We start from the raw sequence: 22,834 nt of genomic DNA, 5'->3' as shown, positions 1-22,834 counted from the left end.
TTATTTTATTATAATCTTTTTAGTGAATTTGGAGTTTCCACTGGTAATATTTAAAAAATAAATACCTTTTGCATACTTAGAGGTATTTATGGAGTAACCGTTAGATATGCTAACGGGCAACACGTCTTTAAAAACCAAGCTACCATTGATGTCGTATAAAGATAGTCTAGATACTTGTGGAAGCGTCTTATAAGAAATATTAATCTTAGTTGATGCGGGAACTGGCCACACACTCAATCCAGAAAATGTATTCTCTTTGGTGCTTAAAGTTAGGTTAGCACCAGAAATAATAACAGAAAAGGCTTGAGACCCACTCGTTAGACTCCCTTTGTGCGTAACCGTTAAGGTATAATTACCAGCAACCGGATTTTCTATATCAATACGTTCAATATTATCAACATTGTTATCGCCTTTTACTGCAGGACCTGACACATTGGTATTATCCAGTTTCCATGGCGTAAATACCGTACTGTTAGAATCCTCTAACCTTAAGTCCAAATCATTCACTAATCTTGGTGTGAGTGAGTTTCCTGGGCTTGATGAAGCATTTCCTGGGGGATCTGTCCAGCATATAGTAGCACTTAATTTACTACCAGAATCGGCAGAGAATTGATAAGTATAAGTACCGCTATCGTTTATAGTTATTTCCCGGATATAGGCATTTCCATCATTATCATCTTTTATCAACATGGCTGCATCTTCAGCATTAAGTAATCCCCAACCAAAAATACCGTCAGGACCTGTTCTTGTGTTATCGTCTATTGCTGTATGACACACAAGGCCCTTTAATGTTGAAGCTCTCATAAAATTAGAGTTCAATTGATTGTAGTACTCTTGTAATAACAGCAAAGAGCCAGCCACATTGGGAGAAGCCATTGATGTTCCAGATATTGTGCTGTAGGATGTATCGCTTCCAGAATATGAGGAAAGAACATTAGTTCCGTCTCCAGCAATGTCTGGCTTTACTCTAAAATCATCAGTAGGTCCTTGACTACTACCAGAGTTTATGGAAAGGATAGACAATTGTCCAGTAGAAGCATTTAGGATTGGATTTGCATTGGCTACAACCAAATTGTTTTTGGCTGTTTTATTGCCTGTTAATTTATCAAATCCAGAAGCCATTCCTCCAGTGTATGTATTGATTCCTTCGTTTCCAGCAGAATTTACTGCTAAATAAAAGGGAGCATTGTATGCTACGTCATCCCAAGTTCTAGCATCAGACGAATAGGAACCTATATTTTCTGCTGATACTTGTTGGGAACCACCTGAAAAAATAGGCACTCCATACGAATGGTTCGACAATAATAAGCCATTAGAGGCCTCGTTCAATGCTTCTGTATCGTCTAATATCCAATCATAAGATCTTAAAATTGCTTTGGGAGCCATACCCATTGCGTCAGGATTTTCCCCTTTAGCTAAGAGTGTTCCAGCAACGTGAGTGGCATGGTCACTAATAGGTCCAAAAAAACCACCAGGAAACTCTGGATAAATAACTCTAGACTGAGGTACAACTTGATCATCTTTAAACTCATCATGCGTTCCACGCACACTCTCTTCATCCCAAACACCTATACTCATATTTAAGCCCTCTAGATTAAGGCCTAATCCTCCTCCGGGATGTAGCCTATCAGTCTTGGTAGCCTTAGCACTATTTGTGTTGTGCGTAGTTCTATAGACAGGCTTGCCGTCCACTATATCCTTGATCGCATAGACTTTATCATTAATTTTTATTCTACGAGTTGTCCCCTGGTTTGCCTTAAGATAGGTCAGAATTCTGTTTTCTTTAAGCCTATTTTTTTCAGCCAAAGTTGATTTAAGATTATCGATTGCTACCATATTATAGGTTGCTGAAATCTTTTTCTTTTCAACTTCAGTTTGTGAAAACAGATTTGCACTCCAAAGAATAACAACTATATAGATAAAATTAAATTTCTTATTCATTGTTAAATCCTGCATAAGCTGGGTTTAAATCTATTTCATCTTCTGGTATTTTTAAGAAGAATCTGTTGTCGTTAGCTGGTATATCTATAGAAATACGATGGATATCATTTCTTTCTATTGGAAGGTTATAACGTTTAGAATCGAACCAGTGTGGACCAAATTCTCCGTAAAACTCTTTTTTACGTTCTAATAAAATCTCATCCAATAAGGCCTGACCTGTATTACCAGACATAACAGCATTTGGATCTCTTGCCGACTGTAAAGCAAAAAGTAGATTCTGCGCTTGAGGTATATTTCCTAAATGGTATTGTGCCTCGGCATCAAATAATACCATTTCCGATTTTCTGAGTAATGGAATATCAGAAGCGAATGTAAAGGCATATTTGGTAGAAATAAATTCTCTCCATGGTTCTGTAGCAGATACACCATAAATGTCAAAAAATAAATTACGAACATCAGTTGGCGAAAACTCACTTACAAACTCAGGATCCCAATATGTGGCTGAATAACTTAGCGTTAAATGATCCATCATCGGAGCTGCGTGCCCCCAGAAGAAATTCGTTTCATCTGATCCGTTTTGGAATAATGCCCAAATCCATTCTTGATCTGTCATGTCACTAAAGCCATTACCCCAGTTGGTAGAAGGTACAGCTGATGCCGCATCGCCACCATAAGCAGCTCTTGCCAATTCAGACATTCTTCCCCAATCGTCTTGCGTAACTGAAAGCACACGTGTTAATACTGCTTGAGCTACTGTCTTATTGATAAAACTTTTACCGATTCTATCCTCTGGAAGGTCTGCAACGGCATCCGTTAGGTCTTGTATTACCTGATTATAAATCTCTCTCATTGCTACTGGAGGATTACCCTGAACAGCATCTAAACTAAGAGGGGTAGTATATAAAGGTATTCTTACTGCATCCCTATCATTGTTATAATTTGGACAAAATTCTAGTAGTAATTCAAAGAAGTGAAGACCTCTAAAGAACTTTCCTTTGGCTATAAATTCCTTTTTATCACTTTCACTTAATGTTACACTACTCTCAACACCGGCTATTAAGGTGTTAGCCATGTTTACATTTTCATAATTAAAGTCCCATGAAAAATTAGTACGTCTAAAGTTAGGCTCTCTGTTTTCATGACCATAATCAAAGGTATACCAGCTAAATGCTTGTATTAAGTCGTTACCCTTAACTGCCCTTGCAAAGTACATCGCATAAATTCCACCTACATCTACTGTTCTATACTGCCCTTTATAGTTGGCTAATATCCCGTTAACAAAGGTCTGTACATTGTTTCTATTGGAGAAAATAATATTATCTGTAACACCAGAATTATCTGTGGGCTCATCAACAAACTCTTCACTACAAGAGTTTAAAACTGTAAGAAACAATGCCATTGCAAAAACCATTAATGGCTGTTTCCAAATTTTTAATTTTTTCATATATTTCATAACGTTTTGTTTTAGAATTTAAGAAGTGCACCAAAAGTTAAGGTTCTTTGTAATGGAGATCTATTATTAGTTAAACCATTAAAAGATTGCTCAGGATCGATGCCTTGATGGGTTTGCCAAGTTATTAGGTTATCTGCTTGGAAATAAAGTCTTAATTGCTTCAAACCAATTTTGTCAAGCGCTTCACCTGGTAAGTTATAGCCTAAAGTTAGTGCTTTTAAACGTAAGTAGTCATTCTTGAATAACCAACGTGTAGATCTGTCGTTAAAGTTGTTATTACTTAAAGTTAAACGTGGAAAATCAGTAATGTCTCCAGGCTGAGACCATGATTGAAAATTATCTGGGTGTGCTGAATTACCAATAGAAGTTAAATTGCTAACCAAGCCAGTATAATCGGTATCAAGTACATAAGCACCTACACTAAAATTAAATAAGACATTAAGATCAAATTGTTTAAATCTGAAGAAACTGTTGATACCACCCTGTATATCTGGTAACGACTCTTTTCCTGTTTCATAACGTGTGGCATCATCGTATTGGTTAGTAACATCTCTACCAATAACCTCACCATCATCATCTAACACATCTATATACCAAAGCGCATCACCAGTTGCTGGATCTACACCTGCCCATTCTCTGATAAAGAATTCAAAAATAGAATTGCCAGGGGCCCAAAGTTTTGAACCTTGTACTAGTCTATCAGTAAATGGAGTAATTTCTACAATCTCATTTTTCAAAACTGAGAAGTTACCTCCTAAGTTCCATGTTACATCGTCTGAGTTGATGATATTACTATTTAAAGTAATTTCCCAACCACTATTGTTTATTGACCCTGCATTTGCTCTTAATGTAGGAATACCTCCAGAAGGTGTAATATCTATATCTTGAATTAAATCAACACTTTCTCTTTTAAAATATTCTACTGTACCAGACAACGCACCGTTAAAAATCGTAAAGTCTAGACCAAAGTTTGTTGTTCTAGCAGTTTCCCATTTTAATGATGGATCAGTAAGTACACCTGGAGAAAGGAAACTTTGGTTACCTTCAACTGGAGAAATAGTTACATTTCCAAAATTTGCTCCTCCAAAAAGGAAGCTTGTTGGGAAGAAACCACCAGGGATACTAATGTTTCCTAACTCACCAACGCTAGCACGGAATTTTAAATTGTTAACCCAATCAACATTATCCATAAACGATTCATTAGTAACCACCCATGAACCACCAATTGAGAAAAAGTCTCCTGTTCTAAACTCTTCTTCAAATTGTGAAGACTTATCTTGACGATAACTTCCTTCTATAAAGTATCTCTTATCAAAATTATACGCTAATCTTCCTAAAAAACTAGTAATACGTCGCTCTGATCTAAAACCTCCGAAAGACTCAGGTGTAGTACCATTGCCTATTTCTTGTTGTCCAGGTAAAAACCCTGTTACAGAGGTTCTGAAGGCATCACCAGTATTGGTATTTGATTCATAGATAGCATCTGCAGATACAGAATGTTGACCGAACGTATTAGAGTAATTTAAAGCCTGGACAGCATTTAGGGCAGTAGTTACATTTCTTCGTTTAGTTACACGTCCGTTTACGTTAGAAGCAGCTCCAATTAAATCATCATCAAACTCATGACTATCAAATAAATAGTTTTCATAGTTTAGTGTAGATCTAAATCTAAAGTTCTCTAAGAATGTGATTTCAGCATATGCAGACCCTAGAAAATTAGTACGGGTTCTTTTTTCCTCGCCCAGTAGTATAGAAGCTAAAATACTCTCACCAGCAACGCCTGGTCTTGTATTATTTACTGGTTGCCCCACAGGTCTGCCGTTACCATTACCTAAATCAAAAATGCGATTACCTTCATCATCTAAAATTAAGTTACCATTAGCATCTCTAACATAAATAGGATACACACTACTATTACTATATATCCAAGAAATGGCTTGTGTTGTACTTCCAGAAGTTTGGTCTGGATTATTTGAGAAAGATCTAGAATACCCTACAGTTAATCCTGTTTTTAACCAATCAGTAACTTGACTGTCCATTGCAGCTCTTGTTGCTACCCTTTCAAAGTCAGATCTAATAACAGGACCGTCTTCATTAAGATAGTCAACCGAGAAAAAGTAATTAGATTTTTCGCCTCCACCAGACACACTCAGCGTATGATTTATTCTTGGAACGTCTCTTCTTAAAACAGTTTCTTCCCAATCTGTATCCCAAAGAAGATTAGCACCAGCAACTAAATTTCCACTAGCATCTATTGGGTTGCTAACGCTGTAAGGGTTATATCCTAAAGTTGGTATTACCGCAGCACTTGCATTCGCTCCTGCTTCAGCTGGACTTTGGCCTAAATTATATAGGTTGTCATTTCTTAAACCTGTCCAAACAAGCTTAAGGTAATCTTCACTACCTACTAAATCATGAATCCCAACTGCAGGGTTGGAGAAACCATATTGGCTTCGTACTGTGATTTCTGCTGCAGTATTTTTTTTACCTCTTTTTGTGGTAATGATTATTACACCATTAGCAGCTCGGGAACCATAAAGAGAAGCAGCTCCTGCGTCCTTTAGCACCGAAATAGATTCAATTTGATCCTGGCTAATCGTGTTTAAGTTACCACTAAAGGGAGCACCATCTACGACGATTAGGGGAGCATTAGAACTGGCAAAGTTACCAGTATCTACATTACGGTTGCCTAATTGGTCATTGAAACTTCCAAATCCTCTAATTCGTATGTTTGGATTTTGTCCAGGTTGTCCTCCAGCTGTTATGATGTTAACACCAGCAACATTACCTTGAAGTGCTCTTAAAGGAGAGGTTACCTGTTGGTTATCAATTATTTCAGAATCGATTACGTCTACAGCACCTACGATAGCCTCTCGCTTTTGCTCACCATAAGCAACTACTACCACTTCCTCAAGAGCTGAAGCATCTTCGGTCATAACCACGTTTATTGTATTTGAATTTCCTACAGTTACTTCCTTATTTGCATAACCAACAAAACTAAAAACTAGGGTAGCCCCTTGATTTACTTTGATGATGTACTTTCCATCGAAATCTGTAGAGGTACCACCAGATGTACCTTTTACTAAGACAGTAGTGCCAGGTAAGGGTAATCCTGTTTCATCGGAAACTGTACCTGAAATTGTCTTTTCTTGTGCAAAAGATAGTTGCACGATAAACGCCAGTAATAGCGTTAGAATTCCACTAAACTTTGTTCTCATTTTATAATTATTTGAATTAGTCGTGTCAAAAATCATAAAATAAAGTTAATTAAACAATAAAATTTGGTTAAAATTTGAGTTTTAGTTCTAAATTGATTGTGTTTTTTTCAATAAAAGATCAAATTGTCACAATTAAATTTATCAAATTTTAAGATTTAGTATAAATTTTTTTATCTGCTTACTATTTAATTATGCACGCATGGTATTTAGTTGTGTGTAGAAGTTAAGTTTTTTAAATACTATTCCTGTGTGTAATGTTGTAAAATAGTGTTTTTTGTCATTCAAAAGCCTTTAACTTCTTAAAATTGAGCAACTAAGCTTATGTGGATTTTAGAATTAGATAGTTTAAATGTTTGATTCTCGTTTTTTCCGTTGGCGTAGTTAAATTTTAAAAGTCCTGAGTTCGTAATAATACCAAAACCAAAGCCAAAACCAAATAGTTTTTCTTTTAAACTAGAAGTTTTATTTTCAAAATAAGCGAAATCTGTAATGGAATGTAGATAGATAGAATTACTTAGGCGATACCTGTATTCTGTATTTAGGACTCCAAACAAAGAGGCAAACAGGCTGTTTTCTTCAAAACCTCTTATAGAATTGATGCCTCCAAATCTCAACAATTCATTTTCAAAATAATTGTTGGAAATAAGGTTGGATGCATCAACGTTTAGGTATATGCTGTTTTTTCTATTGAGTTTAAAGTTGTTAAATGCTTTAAGTGTTATTAATGATTGTTTGGTTTTAGTGTTTGATGATGTTCTGTTGCCAAAATTGGTTTCTAGATAGAAATTAGTTTTAACGGGGAATAAGATGTCGTAAAATTGGGGTCTTAAAAATGTATAAGACATTGTGAAATAGTTAGAGTTGTAGTCCTGTAAAGTGGTAGTTGAGACATTAGAGCGAAGATTGTTAGATTCAATAGTGGTAGCCCCGGCAGATATTTTGTGCAGCGCATTGATTTGATAATGTATTCTGGCTTTTTGATCAACGGTAGTAAAAGAGGAGTCTTTTTTAAAGATTCTTAGGTTTGCATCAACACCAATAGGAGAGTTAAATAGATAAGGGAGTTCTAAACTGGCATCAAAAGTATCTTGATCTATCTCGTCACTTTTATATAGCAAGCTAAATGTTTCCCCATAGTTTAAATTGTTAACCAGCCTTAAATTGAGAAAACCATCAAACTCCAGTTTGTTGGTGTCATCATTAGTGCCAAAACCCAAAAAGCCATCAAAAGTATTGCTTTTAGATTTTTCTACATATATATATATGGATGTGGAATCTTCTTGAAATAATACTTCTGGGGGTTTTAATTGGTTAGCGAATCTCAAATTGCCTAATTGCTCGGTTTTCTTTTCAATGGTAGTTAAATCAAAAACTTGCGAGGCTTTTAACTTTAGATAATGTTTTAGAAATGATTTTGGGAATTTTTCGTAGCCTATTATTTTAATGGCATCAATAGTACGTTTGGTTGTATTGTCACTAACAATTAAATCAGCTTTTAAGCTGATGCTGTCTTTCTTTTTAATGTTTGAAAGTTTAAGTTTTGAAAATGGGACTCCATTATTTGCTATTTCAGAATTCAAAAAAGTTAAACTATTTTCGATAGTCGATATATTAATGTTAAAATAATCATCGGTTACATCTTCTGAAATTAAGTTTAATAGAGCGGCATCTATGTTTTTTTTGGGATAGTATATATATATGGAGTTGAATTTTTGTTTTAAATCAAGTTTAGCTTCAAAAATAGAATCGTTTTCTCTTTTTATTTTAATAAGTTGATTCTCAATATAGCCCATGGTGTTGAGACGTTTCCTTAGTGAATCTATCTCTGTTTTGATGGAGATATAATTTTTATGCTTTTGATGGTACCCAAGCGTGTCAATAACTTTTGTTTCCATTTCGCTTTTTCCTGAAATATTCAAATATAAATTTTGGCTAAACACATTAAACGAACATAGTGTTAGTGTAATAAGAATGGTAAAGTGAAGTTTATTCACGCGAAAAAGTATTTGCAGGATTTTTAATTGTTAGCATTTCTTTCCTGTTGTTGGGCTCTGCTTTTAAGTGTAAATCTAACGGAAAAAGAACACTTTTAATATGCCCGAAAATTTTAATTTTAAATTCTTCTGAAAATTAATGAATTAGGGTTTGAATAATTCATTTTAATTTCTACCTTTGCACGCCTCTAAATAGAGGTTAATAAAATTTATATAGAAATATATGCCAACAATTTCACAATTAGTAAGAAAAGGAAGAGCCAAAATAACCAAGAAGAGTAAATCGGCTGCTTTGGATTCTTGTCCGCAAAGACGTGGTGTATGTACTCGTGTTTACACAACAACTCCTAAAAAACCAAACTCAGCAATGCGTAAGGTGGCAAGGGTGCGTTTAACAAACGGAAACGAGGTAAATGCATATATCGGTGGTGAAGGACATAATTTACAAGAGCACTCGATAGTATTGGTTAGAGGTGGAAGGGTAAAAGATTTGCCAGGTGTTAGATATCACGTTGTTCGTGGGGCTTTAGATACAGCAGGTGTAGCTGGGAGAACCCAACGTAGATCTAAGTACGGTGCTAAACGCCCTAAAAAGTAATTAAAGCTAACAGCTAACAGCTAGGAGCTAAAAACTGAAAAGAAGACATGAGAAAAAGAGCAGCGAAAAAAAGACCACTTTTACCAGACCCAAGATTTAACGATCAGTTGGTAACACGTTTTGTGAACAATATGATGTGGGATGGTAAGAAGTCTGTGGCGTTCAAAGTATTTTATGATGCGATTGATATTGTAGATACTAAAAAGACTGACGATGAAAAGACAGCTTTAGAGATTTGGAAGGATGCTTTATCTAATGTGATGCCTCACGTAGAAGTGCGTAGTCGTCGTGTAGGTGGTGCTACATTCCAAATTCCTATGCAGATTCGTCCAGATAGAAAAATATCAACAGCCATGAAATGGTTAATTGGTTATGCTAGAAAGCGTAACGAAAAATCTATGGCACAACGTTTAGCAGCTGAAATTTTAGCGGCAGCTAAAGAAGAAGGTGCAGCGGTTAAGAAAAGAGTTGATACGCATAAAATGGCAGAAGCAAACAAAGCATTCTCTCACTTTAGATTTTAATTAGAGACATGGCAAGAGATTTAAAATATACAAGAAATATAGGTATTGCTGCTCATATTGATGCAGGAAAAACTACAACTACAGAGCGTATCCTTTATTATACAGGTGTTTCACACAAAATAGGAGAAGTGCATGATGGTGCTGCGACTATGGACTGGATGGAGCAAGAGCAAGAGAGAGGTATTACCATTACTTCTGCAGCTACAACCTGTACATGGCAGTTCCCTACAGAAAATGGAAAGCCAACTTCAGATGCTAAAGGATATCACTTCAATATTATTGATACTCCAGGTCACGTTGATTTTACGGTTGAGGTAAACCGTTCTTTACGTGTATTAGATGGTTTAGTGTTCTTATTTAGTGCCGTTGATGGTGTTGAGCCGCAATCTGAAACTAACTGGAGACTTGCAGATAACTATAAAGTGCCACGTATTGGTTTCGTTAATAAAATGGACCGTCAAGGCTCTAATTTTATGGCGGTTTGTCAGCAGGTAAAAGATATGTTGAAGTCTAACGCAGTTCCAATTGTATTAAATATTGGAGATGAAGCGGATTTCAAGGGAATCGTTGATTTAGTGAAAAACAGAGCAATTGTGTGGCATGATGAAACACAAGGTTCTACGTTTGATGTTATTGATATTCCAGAAGAATTACAAGAAGAAGCAAAAAAATACAGAGCTTTATTAATCGAGGAGGTTGCAACTTACGATGAAAACCTTTTAGAGAAGTTCATGGAAGATGAAGATTCTATTACAGAAGAAGAAGTGCACGCTGCACTAAGAGCTGCTGTAATGGATATGGCTATCATTCCTATGATTTGTGGGTCTTCATTTAAAAATAAAGGTGTACAGTTTTTACTAGATGCTGTTTGTCGTTACTTACCATCTCCATTAGATAGAGATAACATTGTAGGTACAGATCCAAACACTGGTAAAGAAGCTGTACGTAAGCCAGATGCTAAAGAACCATTTTCGGCTCTAGCATTTAAAATTGCTACCGACCCTTTTGTAGGACGTTTAGCATTCTTTAGAGCATATTCAGGACGTTTAGATGCTGGTTCTTACATATTGAACAATCGTTCAGGTAAAAAAGAACGTATTTCTCGTATCTACCAAATGCATTCTAACAAACAAAATGCAATTGATTATATAGAAGCTGGAGATATAGGTGCTGCAGTAGGATTTAAAGATATCAAGACTGGAGATACCATGTCTGATGAAAAGAATCCTATAGTGTTGGAATCTATGGATTTTCCAGATCCAGTAATCGGTATTGCTGTTGAGCCTAAAACTAAGGCAGATGTGGATAAATTAGGTATGGCGTTAGCTAAATTATCTGAAGAAGATCCAACATTTACAGCTAGAACTGATGAAGCTTCAGGACAGACGATTATTTCTGGAATGGGTGAGCTTCACTTAGATATTATTGTGGACCGTTTGAAGCGTGAGTTCAAGGTTGAAGTAAACCAAGGACAACCACAGGTAGAGTACAAAGAAGCAATTACGCAACGTGCTGAGCACAGAGAAGTTTACAAGAAGCAATCTGGTGGGCGTGGTAAATTTGCTGATATTGTATTTACATTAGAGCCTGCTGAAGAAGGAAAAGTTGGTTTAGATTTCGTTTCTGAGATTAAAGGCGGAAACGTACCTAAGGAATTTGTGCCTTCTGTTGAAAAAGGATTCAAAATGGCAATGGTTAATGGGCCGTTAGCTGGATACGAAGTTGATGCTATGAAAGTAACATTAACTGATGGATCTTACCACGATGTGGATTCTGATCAATTATCATTCGAGCTTGCTGCAAAACTAGGTTTTAAAGCTGCTGCAAAAGCTGCAAAAGCTGTTATCATGGAGCCAATAATGAAACTTGAGGTAATTACTCCTGAAGAGAATATGGGTGATATTGTAGGTGACTTAAATAGAAGAAGAGGTCAAGTGAGTGATATGGGAGATAGAGCTGGTGCAAAAACTGTAAAAGCTACTGTGCCATTATCTGAAATGTTTGGTTATGTAACTACATTAAGAACATTATCATCAGGTCGTGCAACATCTACAATGGAATTTTCACACTATGCTGAAACTCCTTCTAACATTTCAGAAGAAGTAATTAAAGCAGCCAAAGGCGTTGAAGCTTAAAATTTAAGAAAATGAGTCAAAAAATCAGAATAAAACTTAAGTCTTACGATCACAATTTAGTAGATAAATCTGCTGATAAGATTGTAAAAACAGTAAAAAGTACTGGAGCTGTAGTAACTGGGCCAATTCCATTACCAACGCACAAGAAAATTTTCACTGTATTACGTTCGCCACACGTAAACAAGAAATCAAGAGAGCAGTTTCAATTATCTTCTTATAAGAGATTGTTGGATATCTACTCTTCGTCATCAAAAACAATTGATGCCTTGATGAAGCTTGAATTACCAAGTGGTGTTGAAGTTGAGATAAAAGTTTAGTGAGGACTTGACTTTCTGAATAGAAAGTCTTAGCCGAACAAACACTGAGCGAAGTCGAAGTGTCTAGCTAAACAAAGCGAATAATGAGATCCCCGCTTTCGCGAGGATAAACATGTCCCACCGATGCGGTCGCGGGAAAAACGGATAAATACATTTCAGGGACGAAAGGTATTTTGTCCCTGAAGTTTTTTAAATAAGAATGTTGAATTAGGTTTCAACGAAATAGTAATAATTAATAATAAATAAATATGTCTGGGTTAATTGGAAAGAAAATCGGTATGACCAGCATCTTTGATGAAAACGGGAAAAACATTCCTTGTACTGTAATCGAAGCTGGACCATGTATCGTTACCCAAGTCAGAACTGAAGAAGTGGATGGTTATTCAGCACTTCAACTAGGTTTCGATGACGCGACAGAAAAGAGCGCTACAAAAGCAGACTTAGGTCATGCTAAAAAAGCGGGTACTTCTGTAAAACGCAAGGTCGTTGAGTTCAAAGGTTTTGAGGAGGAGTACAAATTAGGAGATGCTATCACTGTAGAACACTTTGCAGAAGGTGAGTTTGTTGATGTGGCTGGTACCTCAAAAGGAAAAGGATTTCAAGGTGTTGTAAAGCGTCACGGTTTTGGTGGTGTAGGTCAAGCTACTCACGGTCAACATAACCGTTTAAGAGCACCAGGTTCTATTGGAGCTGCATCTTATCCTGCACGTGTATTCAAAGGCATGAAAATGGCCGGAAGAATGGGTGGTGAAAAAGTGAAAGTTCAAAATTTAAGGGTTTTAAAAGTAGTTCCAGAAAAGAACTTACTTGTTGTTAAAGGGTGTGTGCCTGGACACAAAAACGCTTATGTAACAATTCAGAAGTAATGAAAGTAGCAGTTTTAGATATAAACGGAAAAGACACAGGAAGAAAGGCAGACCTTTCTAAAGATGTGTTTGCTATTGAGCCTAATAATCATGCAGTGTATTTGGATGTTAAACAATATTTAGCGAACCAAAGACAAGGTACTCACAAATCTAAAGAAAGAGGAGAGATTGCTGGATCTACACGTAAGATTAAAAAGCAAAAAGGAACTGGTACTGCAAGAGCAGGTAGTATTAAGAGTGGTGTGTTTAAAGGTGGTGGACGTATGTTTGGTCCAAGACCTAGAAACTATGGTTTCAAATTAAACAAAAACGTTAAACGTTTAGCTCGTAAATCTGCTTTAAGTATCAAAGCAAATGAAAAAGCAATTACAGTTTTAGAGGACTTCACTTTTGATGCTCCTAAAACCAAAAACTTCACAGCTGTTTTAAAGGCTTTAGAGCTTGAAAACAAAAAAACTTTGTTTGTGTTGGGTGGGTCAAATAATAACGTATATTTGTCATCGCGCAATTTAAAAAGTTCTGAAGTAATAACTAACTCAGAATTAAGTACTTACAAGATTTTAAATGCAAATCAAGTGGTGCTTTTAGAAGGTGCTTTAGAAGGAATTGAATCAAACTTAAGTAAATAAGAAACAGATGAGTATCTTAATTAAACCTATAATCACAGAAAAAGCGACAGCAGATAGCGAGTTAAAGAATTGCTATTGGTTCGCGGTGAACACAAAGGCGAACAAGGTAGAAATCAAAAAAGCGGTAGAAGCTGCTTATGGTGTTTCTGTTGAAAAAGTTCGTACTATAAATGTCCGTCCAGATCGTAGTACCAAGTACACAAAAACTGGTATACAACATGGTAAAACAAATGCTGTAAAAAAGGCAATTGTACAACTGGCGGAAGGTGAGATGATTGATTTATATGCTAATATGTAGCAAAAAGTTTATTAGTTAATGGTTATTAGTTAATGGTTGGGTTTTAGCTAGAATATAAAGTTTGAGTGAGAAACCAAGAACCAAAAACCAAGAACCAAAAACCAAAAAAATGTCAGTAAGAAAATTAAAACCAATCACACCAGGACAGCGTTTTAGAGTAGTAAATGGGTATGACGCCATAACTACTGATAAGCCGGAGAAAAGTTTATTGGCTCCGAAAAAAAGGTCTGGTGGTAGAAACAGTCAAGGAAAAATGACCATGCGCTACATAGGTGGAGGTCATAAAAAGAAGTATCGTATTATAGACTTTAAAAGAGACAAAGCTGGAATTCCAGCTGAGGTAAAGTCTATAGAGTACGATCCAAACAGAACAGCGTTTATCGCTTTATTGAACTATCAAGATGGAGAGAAGCGTTACATCATTGCTCAAAATGGTTTACAAGTTGGGCAAAATGTAGTGTCTGGAGATTCAGGTGTTGCTCCAGAAATAGGTAATGCAATGCCATTAAGTGAAATTCCATTAGGTACTATTATTTCTTGTTTAGAGTTACGTCCTGGTCAAGGTGCTGTTATGGCGCGTAGTGCAGGTGCATTTGCTCAATTAATGGCAAGAGACGGTAAGTTTGCAACAGTTAAATTGCCATCAGGAGAAACACGTTTGGTATTAACTACTTGTATGGCAACTATAGGTGTTATTTCTAACTCAGACCATCAGTTAATAGTTGGTGGTAAAGCAGGTAGAACAAGATGGTTAGGTAGAAGACCACGTACAAACCCTGTTAGAATGAACCCAGTTGATCACCCAATGGGTGGTGGTGAAGGTCGAGCTTCAGGTGGACACCCACGTTCTAGAAATGGTATACCTGCTAAAGGTTATAGAACCCGTTCTAAAACAAAAGCGAGTAATAAATATATTGTAGAACGTAGAAAGAAATAAGACATGGCAAGATCATTAAAAAAAGGACCTTACGTTCATTATAAATTAGAAAAGAAAGTAGCTGCAAACGTTGAAGCTAACAAGAAAACCGTAATCAAAACTTGGTCAAGAGCTAGTATGATTACTCCGGATTTTGTTGGGCAAACTATAGCAGTACACAATGGCCGTCAATTTGTACCAGTTTATGTAACTGAGAATATGGTAGGTCATAAATTAGGAGAATTTTCACCAACACGTTCATTCCGTGGGCATGCAGGTGCTAAAAACAAAGGTAAAAAGTAGTATAAGCTATGGGAAGTCGTAAAAAACAAATGGCAGACGCTATTAAGGAAGCAAAAAAGCATGTTGCTTTTGCTAAGCTTAATAACTGTCCTACGTCACCAAGAAAAATGCGTTTAGTAGCTGATTTAGTAAGAGGCGAAAAAGTAGACAAAGCACTTAATATCTTAAAGTTTAACAATAAGGAAGCATCTGGTCGTTTAGAGAAGTTGTTATTATCAGCTATCGCTAACTGGCAAGCTAAGAATGAAGATGCCGATGTTGAAACTGCGGAATTATTCGTAAAGGAGATTAGAGTTGATGGAGGATCTATGTTAAAAAGATTACGTCCAGCACCTCAAGGTCGCGCACACAGAATTAGAAAACGTTCCAACCACGTAACTTTGGTGGTTGGTGCTAACAATAACACACAAGCTTAAATAGAAGTATGGGACAAAAAACAAATCCAATCGGAAATCGCTTAGGAATTATCAGAGGATGGGAATCTAACTGGTACGGAGGAAACGATTATGGTGATAAACTTGCCGAAGACGATAAGATTAGAAAATACGTTCACGCGCGTTTATCTAAAGCTAGTGTAAGTAGGGTAATTATAGAGCGTACGCTTAAACTTGTAACCGTTACTATCACTACTGCCAGACCTGGTATCATTATCGGTAAAGGTGGTCAAGAGGTAGACAAGTTAAAAGAAGAGCTTAAAAAGATTACTGGAAAAGAAGTTCAGATCAACATCTTTGAAATTAAGAGACCTGAACTAGATGCGTTTTTAGTGGCATCAAGTATAGCAAGACAAATTGAAAACCGTATTTCTTACCGTCGTGCTATCAAAATGGCTATAGCTGCTACAATGCGTATGAATGCAGAAGGAATAAAAATTCAAATTAGTGGACGTTTAAACGGAGCTGAGATGGCACGTAGCGAGCACTATAAAGAAGGACGTATTCCTTTATCAACTTTTAGAGCCGATATTGATTATGCTTTAGTAGAAGCACATACTACTTATGGTAGATTAGGTGTTAAAGTATGGATCATGAAAGGTGAAGTATATGGTAAGAGAGAGCTTTCTCCTCTTGTTGGTTTATCTAAGAAGCAAGGAAAAGGTGGACGTGGTGGAAACAAAGGACCTCGTCGTAGAAAGTAATTTTTTAAAGAAAGCAAAAAATGTTACAGCCTAAAAGAACAAAATTTCGTAAACAGCAAAAAGGACGTATGAAAGGTAATGCCGGAAGAGGGCATCAACTTTCAAGCGGAACTTTTGGTATAAAATCATTAGACTCGAATTTTTTAACATCACGTCAAATAGAAGCAGCACGTATTGCCGCTACACGTTATATGAAGAGGGAAGGTTCGTTATGGATTAAAATATTTCCAGACAAGCCTATTACAAAAAAGCCTCTTGAAGTACGTATGGGTAAAGGTAAAGGTGCTGTAGAATATTGGGCAGCAGTTGTTAAACCAGGTCGTGTTTTATTTGAAATAGGAGGTGTGCCACTAGAAGTAGCTAAAGAAGCATTACGTTTGGCAGCTCAAAAATTACCAGTAAAAACTAAGTTTATAATTGCTAGAGATTACGAAGCGTAATAATTTAAGATGATGAAACAATCAGAAATTAAAGAATTATCAGTAGCTGAGTTACAAGAAAAACTTGGTGAAGTAAAGAAGAGCTATTCAGATCTTAAGTTATCTCATGCAATATCTCCTTTAGAAAATCCAATTCAGTTACGTTCATTAAGAAGGACTGTGGCAAGAATTGCGACTGAATTAACTAAAAGAGAACAATAATTCTGCTGAATATGGAAACAAGAAATTTAAGAAAAGAACGTATAGGAGTTGTTACTAGTAACAAGATGCAGAAGTCTATTGTGGTTTCTGAGGTTAAAAAAGTAAAGCACCCTATGTATGGTAAGTTCGTACTTAAAACAAAAAAGTACGTAGCGCACGACGAAAAAAATGACTGCAACGAAGGAGATACTGTTAGAATCATGGAAACAAGACCTATGAGTAAATCCAAATGTTGGAGATTAGTTGAAATAATTGAAAGAGCTAAGTAATTATGGTACAACAAGAATCAAGATTAAAAGTAGCTGATAACACTGGTGCAAAGGAGGTTTTAACTATCCGTGTATTAGGTGGTACTAAAAGAAGATACGCTTCTGTTGGAGATAAAATTGTTGTCTCTGTAAAAGATGCTACTCCTAATGGAAACATTAAAAAAGGAGCAGTATCCACAGCAGTGGTTGTACGTACTGTAAAAGAAGTAAGACGTCCTGATGGATCTTATATTAGATTTGACGACAATGCATGTGTACTATTAAACCCAACTGGTGAGATGAGAGGAACGCGTGTATTTGGACCTGTTGCTAGAGAGCTTCGTGATAAACAATTCATGAAAATTGTATCATTAGCACCTGAAGTGCTTTAATACAGAAAATTAAGATGGGAAAGCTTAAAATAAAAACTGGAGATACCGTAAAAGTAATAGCTGGAGACCACAAAGGATCAGAAGGTAAAGTACAACAGGTATTTATAGATAAGAACAAAGCGATAGTTGAAGGGGTAAACATGGTTAAGAAACATACAAAACCAAGTGCACAAAACCCACAAGGCGGTATCGTTGAAAAAGAAGCACCAATCCACATATCAAACTTATCATTGTTAACTTCAAAAGGAGAAACAACAAGAGTTGGATATAAAATGGAAGGTGATAAGAAAGTAAGATTTTCAGTAAAATCTAATGAAGTAATATAGTTATGGCATATTTACCTAGACTTAAAGAAGAGTATAAAAGCAGAGTAATTGCAGCTCTTACAGACGAATTTGGATATAAAAACATAATGCAAGTGCCAAAACTTCAAAAGATAGTAATATCAAAAGGAGTTGGTGCAGCAGTAGCAGACAAAAAGTTAATTGACCATGCTGTGGAAGAGTTAACTACAATATCTGGACAAAAAGCTATAGCTACATTATCAAAGAAAGATGTTGCATCATTTAAATTACGTAAAGGTATGCCAATTGGGGCAAAAGTAACTTTACGTGGCGAGAGAATGTATGAGTTTTTAGATCGTTTAGTAACCTCTGCACTTCCACGTGTTAGAGATTTTAACGGTATTAAAGCGACTGGTTTCGATGGAAGAGGTAACTACAATTTAGGAGTAACCGAGCAAATCATCTTTCCAGAGATTAACATTGATAAAGTGAATAAAATCTCAGGTATGGATATTACATTTGTAACTTCTGCTGAAACAGATAAAGAAGCAAAATCATTATTAAGCGAATTAGGATTACCTTTTAAAAAGAATTAAGATATGGCTAAAGAATCAATGAAAGCCCGCGAGGTAAAAAGAGCAAAAACGGTTGCTAAGTATGCTGAAAAACGCAAAGCTTTAAAAGAAGCTGGAGATTACGAAGCATTACAAAAATTACCAAAAAATGCTTCTCCAATTCGCAAGCATAATAGATGTAAGCTTACAGGAAGACCTAAAGGTTACATGAGACAGTTTGGAATTTCCCGTGTTACATTTAGAGAAATGGCTAACCAAGGGTTAATCCCAGGAGTTAAAAAGGCTAGCTGGTAAAAAAAGAATTATAAATTGATAGAAGGTTCAAAACTGAAGGACAGTTTTGAAAACCATTATCGCAAATTAATAAATATGTATTCAGATCCAATAGCGGATTATCTTACGAGAGTTAGAAATGCAATTAGAGCTAATCACAGAGTGGTAGAGATTCCTGCATCTAACTTGAAGAAAGACATCACTAAAATATTATTCGAACAAGGATTTATTTTAAGTTACAAGTTTGACGATTCAACTGTACAAGGTACAATTAAGATTGCGCTTAAGTACAACAAAGAAACCAAAGAACCTGTAATCAAGAAAATTCAACGTATTAGTACACCAGGTTTACGTAAGTATGCTGGTGCTAAAGAACTACCTAGAGTACTTAACGGTCTTGGTATTGCCATTGTTTCTACATCTCACGGTGTAATGACAGGTAAACAAGCACAAAGAGATAATGTAGGTGGTGAAGTTTTATGTTACGTTTACTAATAAAAGGGAGAGAAAGCGATGAGTAGAATAGGAAATAACCCAGTTGCAATTCCGGAAGGAGTTACAGTAGAAGTAAAGGATAACGTAATTACGGTAAAAGGAAAATTAGGAGAATTAACTCAGAATTTTGATACCGTTGATATTAAAATAGAAGATGGTAATGTTTCAGTTGCGCGTTCTGCAGAAACTAAAGAACACAAAGCGAAACATGGTTTGTATAGATCACTTATCAACAATATGATTGAAGGTGTTTCTAAAGGTTGGACCAAAGAACTAGAATTGGTTGGTGTAGGTTACAGAGCATCAAACCAAGGACAGAAATTAGATTTAGCTTTAGGTTTTTCTCATAACATTGTTATGAGCATTGCACCAGAAGTTAAAATTGAAACGATTTCTGAAAAAGGAAAGAACCCAATCGTTAAACTAACGTCTCACGACAAGCAATTAGTTGGGCAAGTAGCAGCTAAGATTCGTGGTTTCCGTAAACCAGAGCCTTATAAAGGAAAAGGAATCAAGTTTGTTGGTGAAGAATTAAGAAGAAAAGCAGGTAAATCAGCTTAATAATTGAGTTATGGCATTGACAAAGAATCAAAGAAGATTAAGAATTAAAAACAGAATCCGTAAGGTAGTTTCTGGAACAGAAGCAAAACCAAGGTTAGCTGTTTATAGAAGTAATAAAGAGATCTATGCTCAAATAGTTGATGACGTTTCTGGTAAAACCTTAAGCGCTGCATCTTCTAGAGATAAGGATATCGCTAAGGCAAAAGGAAACAAAACTGAAGTTGCGGCTTTAGTTGGAAAAGCCATTGCTGAAAAGGCTTTAAAAGCAGGTATTGAAACTATTTCTTTTGATAGAGGTGGTTACTTATACCATGGAAGAGTAAAATCATTAGCTGAAGGCGCTAGAGAAGGCGGACTTAAATTCTAAGAAATTATGTATCAAAAATATAAAAGCGCAGAATTAGTAAAACCAGGTGGATTAGATCTTAAAGATCGTTTAGTTGGTGTGCAAAGAGTTACCAAAGTAACAAAAGGAGGTAGAGCATTTGGTTTTTCAGCAATTGTTGTTGTTGGAGATGAAGCTGGTGTTGTAGGTCAAGGTTTAGGAAAGTCTAAAGACGTAGCTAGTGCAATTGCAAAAGCTGTTGAAGATGCAAAGAAAAACCTTGTACGTATTCCTATTAGAAAAGGAACGTTACCCCATGAGCAAAAAGGTAAGTATGGTGGAGCAAGAGTAAATATTATTCCTGCGGCTCCTGGTACCGGTGTTATTGCTGGTGGTGCTGTTAGAACAGTTCTTGAAGCAGTAGGAGTACACGATGTATTATCAAAGTCTCAAGGATCATCTAACCCTCACAATGTGGTAAAAGCAACTTTTGATGCTTTATTACAATTAAGAGATGCAAATGCTATTGCAAGAGATAGAGGTATTTCACTTGAAAAAGTTTTTAACGCGTAAATAGTTACTGGTTAGTAGTTAATAGTTGATGGTACTGCACCGATTTTCTAATAACGAACAACCAATAACCAATAACTGATAAAAATGGGAAAAATTAAAGTAACGAAAGTTAAAAGCGCTATCAATCGTACGCAAAGACAAAAAAGAACTTTAGAAGCTTTAGGTCTTAAAAGGATTGGACAAGTAAAAGAGCACGAGGCCACACCAAACATTCTTGGTATGGTTGCTAAAGTTTCACATTTAGTTTCTGTTGAAGAAGCTTAAAATATAAACGAAAATGAATTTAAGTAACTTACAGCCGGCAAAAGGATCGGTAAAAACACAAGGCAAGCGAGTAGGTCGCGGACAAGGTTCAGGTAAAGGTGGTACTGCTACGCGTGGGCACAAAGGAGCAAAATCACGTTCAGGATATTCTAAGAAATTAGGATTTGAAGGTGGACAAATGCCATTACAAAGACGTGTGCCTAAGTTTGGTTTTACAAATATTAACCGTGTAGAGTATCAAGCTATAAACTTAGATACATTACAAGCGTTAGTAGATGATAAAAAAGTAAAAGATACAGTAGATTTCGAAACATTATTTTCAAATAGATTAGCTGGTAAAAACGACTTAGTTAAGATATTAGGAAGAGGAGAATTAAAAGCGAAATTAAAAGTATCTGCCCATAAGTTTTCTGCTTCAGCAAAAGCTGCAATAGAAGCAGCAGGAGGAGAAGCGATAACTTTATAAGAATACATTAACGTATGAAATTTATAGAATCAATAAAAAATGTTTGGAAAATTGAGGAACTAAGAAACAGAATCATTGTTACTTTGAGTCTGTTATTGGTTTATCGATTTGGTGCCCAAGTGGTATTACCTGGTATTGACGCTAGTCAATTAAGTGGTTTAGCAGATAAGGCTGATGGAGGTTTATTAGGCTTGCTTAATGCTTTTACTGGTGGAGCATTTGCTAATGCTTCGGTTTTTGCACTTGGTATTATGCCTTACATTTCGGCTTCTATTGTTGTACAGTTAATGGGGATAGCTATTCCTTATTTGCAAAAATTACAAAAGGAAGGTGCTAGTGGACAAAAGAAAATTACTCAGATAACACGTTGGTTGACTATTTTAATTTGTTTAGTACAAGCTCCTGGTTATTTGGCAAGTTTACAACCTGCTTTTGGTATACCAAATTCAGCTTTTCTTATAGGAACAGGGTTTACATTTTATTTTTCATCAGTAATCATTTTAGTAACAGGTTGTATTTTCGCCATGTGGTTAGGAGAGAAGATTACTGATAAAGGTATTGGTAATGGTATTTCACTGTTAATTATGGTAGGTATCATTGCAACTTTACCACAATCGTTTGTTCAAGAATATGCTGCTAGGGTAACAGAATCTAATGGTGGTTTAATTATGATATTGATTGAGCTAGTGGTTTGGTTTGTTATCATACTAGCTTCAGTAATGTTAGTTATGGCAGTAAGAAAAATTGCAGTGCAATATGCAAGACGTACTGCCTCTGGTGGATATGAAAGAGCTGCAGCTGGTGGGTCTAGACAATACATCCCATTAAAGTTAAATGCATCAGGTGTAATGCCTATCATTTTTGCTCAGGCTATCATGTTTGTACCAGGCTTAATTGGAGGATCTTCTTTCATGAAAGATACAGCTGCTGGTTTATGGATGCAAACTAATTTCTCTGATATATTTGGATTTTGGTATAATCTAATTTTCGCACTGTTGATTATCGTATTTACGTATTTCTATACAGCGATCACAGTACCAACTAACAAAATGGCAGACGATTTAAAACGTAGTGGAGGTTTTATTCCAGGAATTCGTCCAGGGTCTGAAACTTCAGAGTACCTTGATAAAATAATGTCTCAGATAACTTTGCCTGGTTCTATATTTTTGGCACTAATAGCAGTGTTCCCTGCAATTATTGTAAAACTAATGAATGTTACCCAAGGTTGGGCATTGTTCTTTGGAGGAACATCACTATTGATTATGGTTGGTGTAGCGATTGACACTATGCAACAAATCAATTCGTATTTGTTGAATAGACATTACGATGGCTTGATGAAAACAGGTAAAAACAGAAAAGCGGTAGCATAAATTTAGACGATAGTAGTTAGTCATTAGATTATTAGAA

The 22,834-nt window shown here is 36.0% G+C and carries 29 protein-coding genes; 25 read left to right on the top strand and 4 right to left on the bottom strand.

What is annotated here, in order from left to right:
* The 4 genes from JS605_RS12450 to JS605_RS12435 form a co-directional block, all read right to left on the bottom strand.
* Positions 1-1,956: a S8 family serine peptidase gene (locus JS605_RS12450; protein WP_203258043.1), complete on the bottom strand. Its 1,956-nt coding sequence runs from the start codon at positions 1,954-1,956 to the stop codon at positions 1-3.
* Entirely contained in the window at positions 1,934-3,385 is a 1,452-nt protein-coding gene (locus JS605_RS12445; RefSeq protein ID WP_203258042.1) for a RagB/SusD family nutrient uptake outer membrane protein, read from the bottom strand. Before JS605_RS12445 ends, JS605_RS12450 begins: the two co-directional genes overlap by 23 nt.
* A gap of 20 nt (positions 3,386-3,405) precedes the next feature.
* Positions 3,406-6,612: a SusC/RagA family TonB-linked outer membrane protein gene (locus tag JS605_RS12440; protein ID WP_203258041.1), complete on the bottom strand. Its 3,207-nt coding sequence runs from the start codon at positions 6,610-6,612 to the stop codon at positions 3,406-3,408.
* Between the two features lie 299 nt (positions 6,613-6,911).
* Positions 6,912-8,606 carry a POTRA domain-containing protein gene (locus JS605_RS12435; protein WP_317194153.1) on the bottom strand — a complete coding sequence of 565 codons (1,695 nt, stop codon included), beginning with the start codon at positions 8,604-8,606 and terminating at the stop codon, positions 6,912-6,914.
* 223 nt (positions 8,607-8,829) lie between these two features.
* On the opposite strand from JS605_RS12435, the gene rpsL reads away from it, so the two are divergent.
* From rpsL to secY, 25 genes are all read left to right on the top strand, one after another.
* A complete protein-coding gene (gene rpsL / locus JS605_RS12430) occupies positions 8,830-9,204 on the top strand; it encodes a 30S ribosomal protein S12 (protein WP_042245171.1) in 375 nt (124 codons plus the stop codon).
* Between the two features lie 47 nt (positions 9,205-9,251).
* Positions 9,252-9,728 (top strand): 30S ribosomal protein S7, encoded by a 477-nt coding sequence (gene rpsG / locus JS605_RS12425; RefSeq protein ID WP_203258040.1) that lies wholly within the window; start codon positions 9,252-9,254, stop codon positions 9,726-9,728.
* A gap of 8 nt (positions 9,729-9,736) precedes the next feature.
* A complete protein-coding gene (fusA, locus tag JS605_RS12420) occupies positions 9,737-11,863 on the top strand; it encodes an elongation factor G (RefSeq protein WP_203258039.1) in 2,127 nt (708 codons plus the stop codon).
* Between the two features lie 11 nt (positions 11,864-11,874).
* Positions 11,875-12,180 (top strand): 30S ribosomal protein S10, encoded by a 306-nt coding sequence (gene rpsJ, locus JS605_RS12415; protein WP_007650482.1) that lies wholly within the window; start codon positions 11,875-11,877, stop codon positions 12,178-12,180.
* Between the two features lie 248 nt (positions 12,181-12,428).
* A complete protein-coding gene (rplC, locus tag JS605_RS12410) occupies positions 12,429-13,046 on the top strand; it encodes a 50S ribosomal protein L3 (protein WP_203258038.1) in 618 nt (205 codons plus the stop codon).
* A complete protein-coding gene (gene rplD / locus JS605_RS12405) occupies positions 13,046-13,675 on the top strand; it encodes a 50S ribosomal protein L4 (RefSeq protein ID WP_203258037.1) in 630 nt (209 codons plus the stop codon). The genes rplC and rplD overlap by 1 nt, the downstream gene beginning before the upstream one ends.
* A 7-nt stretch (positions 13,676-13,682) precedes the next feature.
* Complete coding sequence (gene rplW / locus JS605_RS12400) at positions 13,683-13,973, top strand: 50S ribosomal protein L23 (protein WP_092579375.1); 291 nt, start codon at positions 13,683-13,685, stop codon at positions 13,971-13,973.
* A 109-nt stretch (positions 13,974-14,082) separates the two neighbouring features.
* Positions 14,083-14,910: a 50S ribosomal protein L2 gene (gene rplB, locus JS605_RS12395; RefSeq protein ID WP_203258036.1), complete on the top strand. Its 828-nt coding sequence runs from the start codon at positions 14,083-14,085 to the stop codon at positions 14,908-14,910.
* A 3-nt stretch (positions 14,911-14,913) separates the two neighbouring features.
* Positions 14,914-15,192: a 30S ribosomal protein S19 gene (gene rpsS / locus JS605_RS12390; RefSeq protein WP_027880209.1), complete on the top strand. Its 279-nt coding sequence runs from the start codon at positions 14,914-14,916 to the stop codon at positions 15,190-15,192.
* An 8-nt stretch (positions 15,193-15,200) separates the two neighbouring features.
* Positions 15,201-15,608 (top strand): 50S ribosomal protein L22, encoded by a 408-nt coding sequence (rplV, locus tag JS605_RS12385; protein ID WP_203258035.1) that lies wholly within the window; start codon positions 15,201-15,203, stop codon positions 15,606-15,608.
* A gap of 8 nt (positions 15,609-15,616) precedes the next feature.
* Entirely contained in the window at positions 15,617-16,330 is a 714-nt protein-coding gene (rpsC, locus tag JS605_RS12380; protein ID WP_042245199.1) for a 30S ribosomal protein S3, read from the top strand.
* Between the two features lie 20 nt (positions 16,331-16,350).
* Entirely contained in the window at positions 16,351-16,770 is a 420-nt protein-coding gene (rplP, locus tag JS605_RS12375; RefSeq protein WP_203258034.1) for a 50S ribosomal protein L16, read from the top strand.
* Between the two features lie 12 nt (positions 16,771-16,782).
* Positions 16,783-16,971, top strand: a complete 189-nt coding sequence (gene rpmC, locus JS605_RS12370) for a 50S ribosomal protein L29 (protein ID WP_203258117.1) — start codon at positions 16,783-16,785, stop codon at positions 16,969-16,971.
* An 11-nt stretch (positions 16,972-16,982) separates the two neighbouring features.
* Positions 16,983-17,240, top strand: coding sequence for a 30S ribosomal protein S17 (gene rpsQ, locus JS605_RS12365; protein WP_042245209.1), 258 nt, complete (start codon positions 16,983-16,985; stop codon positions 17,238-17,240).
* 2 nt (positions 17,241-17,242) lie between these two features.
* On the top strand, positions 17,243-17,611 hold the full coding sequence (gene rplN / locus JS605_RS12360) for a 50S ribosomal protein L14 (protein ID WP_130937892.1): 369 nt from the start codon (positions 17,243-17,245) through the stop codon (positions 17,609-17,611).
* Positions 17,612-17,625: 14 nt separating this feature from the next.
* Positions 17,626-17,937 carry a 50S ribosomal protein L24 gene (gene rplX, locus JS605_RS12355; protein WP_203258033.1) on the top strand — a complete coding sequence of 104 codons (312 nt, stop codon included), beginning with the start codon at positions 17,626-17,628 and terminating at the stop codon, positions 17,935-17,937.
* Between the two features lie 2 nt (positions 17,938-17,939).
* Positions 17,940-18,491 carry a 50S ribosomal protein L5 gene (gene rplE, locus JS605_RS12350; RefSeq protein ID WP_203258032.1) on the top strand — a complete coding sequence of 184 codons (552 nt, stop codon included), beginning with the start codon at positions 17,940-17,942 and terminating at the stop codon, positions 18,489-18,491.
* A gap of 3 nt (positions 18,492-18,494) precedes the next feature.
* A complete protein-coding gene (gene rpsN / locus JS605_RS12345) occupies positions 18,495-18,764 on the top strand; it encodes a 30S ribosomal protein S14 (RefSeq protein WP_203258031.1) in 270 nt (89 codons plus the stop codon).
* 75 nt (positions 18,765-18,839) lie between these two features.
* Positions 18,840-19,238 (top strand): 30S ribosomal protein S8, encoded by a 399-nt coding sequence (gene rpsH, locus JS605_RS12340; protein ID WP_203258030.1) that lies wholly within the window; start codon positions 18,840-18,842, stop codon positions 19,236-19,238.
* 18 nt (positions 19,239-19,256) lie between these two features.
* A complete protein-coding gene (gene rplF, locus JS605_RS12335) occupies positions 19,257-19,799 on the top strand; it encodes a 50S ribosomal protein L6 (protein WP_203258029.1) in 543 nt (180 codons plus the stop codon).
* Positions 19,800-19,809: 10 nt separating this feature from the next.
* Entirely contained in the window at positions 19,810-20,166 is a 357-nt protein-coding gene (gene rplR / locus JS605_RS12330; protein ID WP_130965054.1) for a 50S ribosomal protein L18, read from the top strand.
* 6 nt (positions 20,167-20,172) lie between these two features.
* The gene (gene rpsE / locus JS605_RS12325; protein WP_042245238.1) at positions 20,173-20,697 is read left to right on the top strand and encodes a 30S ribosomal protein S5; all 525 of its coding nucleotides are present in this window, start codon (positions 20,173-20,175) and stop codon (positions 20,695-20,697) included.
* 84 nt (positions 20,698-20,781) lie between these two features.
* A complete protein-coding gene (rpmD, locus tag JS605_RS12320; RefSeq protein ID WP_130937899.1) occupies positions 20,782-20,961 on the top strand; it encodes a 50S ribosomal protein L30 in 180 nt (59 codons plus the stop codon).
* Between the two features lie 13 nt (positions 20,962-20,974).
* Positions 20,975-21,427, top strand: a complete 453-nt coding sequence (rplO, locus tag JS605_RS12315) for a 50S ribosomal protein L15 (protein WP_203258028.1) — start codon at positions 20,975-20,977, stop codon at positions 21,425-21,427.
* Between the two features lie 14 nt (positions 21,428-21,441).
* Positions 21,442-22,797: a preprotein translocase subunit SecY gene (secY, locus tag JS605_RS12310; protein ID WP_203258027.1), complete on the top strand. Its 1,356-nt coding sequence runs from the start codon at positions 21,442-21,444 to the stop codon at positions 22,795-22,797.
* The last annotated feature ends 37 nt before the right edge of the window (positions 22,798-22,834 follow it).

The organism is Hyunsoonleella ulvae (assembly GCF_016827605.1).
GTDB lineage: Bacteria > Bacteroidota > Bacteroidia > Flavobacteriales > Flavobacteriaceae > Jejuia > Jejuia ulvae.
This window is presented reverse-complemented; position numbering and strand designations above follow the sequence as displayed.